Below are 3,280 nucleotides of genomic sequence, written 5' to 3' on the forward strand. Positions count from 1 at the left end.
TCGGAATCAGGATAAACTCCGCTCGGTCATCGCGTCCCGCCCATGCGGGAAGGTCGCAAGAGTTCAGAACAACTCTTTAAAATGTTCAAAAAAAAACACCATTCGGGGTGTAGTCCTTCTTCCGAAACTTCGGAATCAGGATAAACTCCGCTCGGTCATCGCGTCCCGCCCATGCGGGAAGGTCGCAAGAGTTCAGAACAACTCTTTAAAATGTTCAAAAAAAACACCATTCGGGGTGTAGCGTAGCCCGGTCATCGCGCCTGCTTTGGGAGCAGGAGGTCGCAGGTTCGAATCCTGCCACCCCGACAAAACCAAAAGTCATTCATTAATTTGGATGGCTTTTTTTTGTTTAAATCCTTTATACATAAAGCTTTCGCTAAATTTTTATTTCCCACATTTTGGGTCAAGCAAAAAAGTTGTGGAAAATAAGATGAATTTTTAGAAATTAGTATAAAACATAATCACTCCCAAAAAAAAAAGCCAACAACTTTTATATTATTGGCTTTTTATTGTTCATTAAAAGTAAAAAATAATTAATTTTAAAATCAATTATTATGAGTTATTCAAATATAGATAGCAATATATCACCGTATTTTTTTCAAAATAATTTGCACAATTTTCTTATACAAATATTTTTGACTTAGCATAGCCACAAACTCAGCAAACAAATTGGTAGGCTTCAATGCGAGTTTGATATATTTAAAATCTATTTCTGCACGTTGTTTGTGGATGTCAGCTTGCAATCTTAAAATTTTAAGATGCTTATCAATTTCTTGTATAGAATTATAATTCCTCAAAATCTATAAATTTTAAATGTCTTCAAATATTTGATTATAAATCTTTAAAACAGATTTTTCAATTAAAGACTTTCCAAATATTAGAATTAGAAACAAAACGATTAAATATACGCCAGCTATTATAAGAAAACCAACATAATAATAACCAAACAATTCACCTAAAAACAAGCCAAGACCTACAGAAAGAAAAGCGAAAATAAGCAATATAATACCTGCATTAATTATAGAGCTCATCAATAAAGACGTAGCTTTAATTAGCTTTTTATAAGCATCAAGTTTATAGTAAGCTATTTCACTTTCAATATAAGTTTTGGCATCATCAGAAAGGTTACTGAGATGATGTCCAATCTTTTTATCAGACATTTTAAGCTTTTAGATTGTCTAGTTCTTTAACCAAGTCGGCGTTTTTTTTTCTCAATTCTTCCAACTCAGATTCCATTTTAGATAAGATATCATCAGCTTGGGTGTTAGCAGATTTAAAAAGTTTGTTGATTCTTTTTTCAAATTTACTTTTTGCAGAATCAGCAAACTCAGAGATTTGAGATGATAACTCATCGTATTCTTCACTCAACTTATCTTTAGCTTTGCCAGCTTCTTCTTTGAGTTGATGTCTGGTTTCTTTCCCACTTCGCGGTGCATATAAAATTCCAAATCCAGCACCTAAAGCTGCTCCAGTTAATAATGCCACTATTGTATTTCCTGTGTTGTTTGACATAATAAATATTTTTTTAGTTCAATTCAAAAATAATAAATATAATTCTGTTATGCTGTTAATATGAGGTTAACTTATCTATAATTTTTTAAAAAAATTTGGAATTAAAAAAATATGATTGTTAGATTTAAAACAATTTTAATCATAAAACATGAATTATCAATAGATATTAATTAAATTTGTACTTCAAAAATATATATATATATGCATTCTATTTATGTTGTTTTTATAATGGGAGCTTGGCAATGGGTAGTGATTGGTATTGCTATTTTGCTTCTATTTGGAGGTAAAAAAATTCCTGAACTAATGAGAGGACTTGGAAGCGGTATCAAAGAATTTAAAGATGCTTCTAAAGAAGATGAAGAAACAAAAGATAAGAATAAATCTTTGAAATAATACTTTTATTCTTGATCAGTCATATATTCTTGATCAGTCATAAAGTTTTCTCCTAATTTTTTGATACCAAATTAAAGTTTTATGAACTACGATATTGTGATTGTTGGTGGAGGACCAATTGGTTTGGCTTGTGGTTTGGAGGCTAAAAAACGAAATCTTTCTTATGTGATTATCGAAAAAGGTGCTTTAGTCAATTCGCTATATCACTATCCTGCTAATATGACCTTTTTTTCATCATCTGAAAAATTAGAAATTGACGGTATCCCATTTATCAGCAAAAATGCTAAACCAACTAAACAAGAAGCTTTAGAATATTACAGACGTGTAGCCACATCAAATGATTTGAACATCAATTTGTTTGAAAAAGTTGAAAAAGTAAATAAATCCAAAAACCTGTTTAAAGTAAAAACTTCAAAGGCAACATATCAGACTAAAAATATTATTGTCGCTACAGGGTTTTATGATATACCAAATACATTAAATGTGCCTGGTGAAAATTTAGAGAAAGTGTTTCACTATTATAACGATCCGCATTATTTTGTCAATCAAGATGTTGTTGTGGTTGGTGCAAGCAATTCTGCCGTAGATGCAGCTTTAGAAATTTATAGAAAAGGCGGTCACGTAACGATGATTGTCAGAGGAAATGACATAGGTGAACGCGTTAAATATTGGGTGCGACCTGATATTAAAAACCGAATTGATGAAGGCAGTATTAAGGCTTATTTTAATGCCGAAATTACTAGAATCAAAAAGGATGCTGTTGAATTTAAAGATGAAAATGATGAGATTCAACAGATTAAAAACGATTTTGTTTTAGCCTTGACTGGCTATAAACCCAATTTTGAATTTTTAGAAAAATTAGGCGTAAAACTTGCTGATGACCAAACCAAAATACCCGAATACAACAAACAAACTATGGAAACCAACGTCAAAGGATTGTACTTGGCTGGTGTGATTTGTGGCGGTATGGAAACCCACAAATGGTTTATTGAAAATTCGCGTATTCATGCTAAGATGATTGTGGAAGATATCTGCTAATAATAGCACAGTATTTCTTCAAAAATTTAAAAACTTTGACTGATAACTTAAGCCTAAGCATGATAATTTTTTATATGCTTAACTTGTATTGAATGTATTTGCTTTTATTTTTATCTTATTTTTAACGTGAGTTCGATTTATTGAAATCTGTAAATCAAATGATTATATCTTTTTGTTAGCAAATTTTGTCATTTCGAACGAAGAATGAGGAGAAATCTCATCCTACTGAGATGTCTCATCACTCATGCTTCGCTCTATCGACATGACAAATGATTAAATATCTGTATTTTATATGAATATATTTTATTGGAATTTATATCGAACTCACGTTATTTTA

General features: G+C 31.0%; 5 protein-coding genes and 1 tRNA gene. 3 read left to right on the forward strand and 3 right to left on the reverse strand.

Annotated elements, in window-relative coordinates; all coding sequences use genetic code 11:
- Positions 1-231 precede the first annotated feature (231 nt).
- Positions 232-306: transfer RNA gene (locus ACSSV5_RS12170), tRNA-Pro, on the forward strand.
- 278 nt (positions 307-584) lie between these two features.
- Here the strand turns inward: ACSSV5_RS12170 and ACSSV5_RS12175 are convergent.
- Genes ACSSV5_RS12175 through ACSSV5_RS12185 form a run of 3 tightly spaced genes read right to left on the reverse strand, consistent with a single transcriptional unit; the run spans position 585 to position 1,512 of the window.
- Entirely contained in the window at positions 585-797 is a 213-nt protein-coding gene (locus ACSSV5_RS12175) for a hypothetical protein (protein WP_211066753.1), read from the reverse strand.
- A gap of 12 nt (positions 798-809) precedes the next feature.
- Entirely contained in the window at positions 810-1,160 is a 351-nt protein-coding gene (locus ACSSV5_RS12180; protein ID WP_211066754.1) for a phage holin family protein, read from the reverse strand.
- Position 1,161: 1 nt separating this feature from the next.
- Entirely contained in the window at positions 1,162-1,512 is a 351-nt protein-coding gene (locus ACSSV5_RS12185) for a YtxH domain-containing protein (RefSeq protein WP_454246094.1), read from the reverse strand.
- Between the two features lie 201 nt (positions 1,513-1,713).
- On the opposite strand from ACSSV5_RS12185, the gene ACSSV5_RS12190 reads away from it, so the two are divergent.
- Together ACSSV5_RS12190 and ACSSV5_RS12195 are read left to right on the forward strand one after the other, a co-directional pair.
- On the forward strand, positions 1,714-1,905 hold the full coding sequence (locus ACSSV5_RS12190; protein ID WP_211066756.1) for a twin-arginine translocase TatA/TatE family subunit: 192 nt from the start codon (positions 1,714-1,716) through the stop codon (positions 1,903-1,905).
- A gap of 81 nt (positions 1,906-1,986) precedes the next feature.
- A complete protein-coding gene (locus tag ACSSV5_RS12195; RefSeq protein ID WP_454246095.1) occupies positions 1,987-2,943 on the forward strand; it encodes a YpdA family putative bacillithiol disulfide reductase in 957 nt (318 codons plus the stop codon).
- Positions 2,944-3,280: the final 337 nt, after the last annotated feature.

The organism is Psychroflexus sp. MBR-150 (assembly GCF_053628795.1).